This window comes from Pseudoalteromonas fuliginea, assembly GCF_000690055.1.
GTDB lineage: Bacteria > Pseudomonadota > Gammaproteobacteria > Enterobacterales > Alteromonadaceae > Pseudoalteromonas > Pseudoalteromonas fuliginea.
In genome coordinates this window covers 1-653 of sequence record NZ_JJNZ01000177.1, presented here as the reverse complement: position 1 = coordinate 653, position 653 = coordinate 1, and the positions used below count along the sequence as shown (strand labels likewise).

The window sequence follows — 653 nt, the reverse complement described above, 5'->3', positions numbered from 1 at the left end:
ATACCCCTCGACTTGCATGTGTTAGGCCTGCCGCTAGCGTTCATCCTGAGCCAGGATCAAACTCTTCATCGTATATTTTAAATATTGTTTACGATCGTATTGTCAGGTTGTGTTTCGATAAAATCGAGTTCTTACTCTCTCTTATGCTGTCAATTCAATATGTCTATGAACGTGTCTTCTTTTTTTGTTTTGCTCTTACTTCGTTTGCCATGTGGCGCTCGTTGTAGAAGCGGCTGCAAAAGTATAACTTTCTTTATAACTGACAAGCTTTTCTTGAAAATAAATCTCTTCGTTTTTCAAGGCTCAAAAATCAGCTTGTTTCTTCTTGCAATATGTTTTTCCGTCTCTCTCGATTGGGGTGGCAAAGATAGTTTCTTTTTCCGTTATATTCCAAAAAAAAATTAACTTTTTTTTCGTGCTTCTTTTTGTATTTCTGATTGACTACCTGGGTAGTGAATCGTCCGTATTTAAAGGGCCTGCTTGTTTCAGTTTGTGTGTGAACGTTGCGCTATTGCGGGTGCAGATATAGAACTGTTTTCTGGATAGACAATGGGTTATTATTACTTTTTTTTGAGGTTTTCTTAATGTTCTGGTAATCTACGCTTTGTAATGAAAAGTTTTTTTAAGGGTGGTGATTCTGATAGGATGTATGG

1 rRNA gene is annotated in these 653 nt (G+C 36.9%); it reads right to left on the bottom strand.

Annotated elements, in window-relative coordinates:
• Positions 1 to 72 (bottom strand): 16S ribosomal RNA (locus tag DC53_RS00210); the annotation flags it as partial.
• Positions 73 to 653 lie beyond the last annotated feature (581 nt).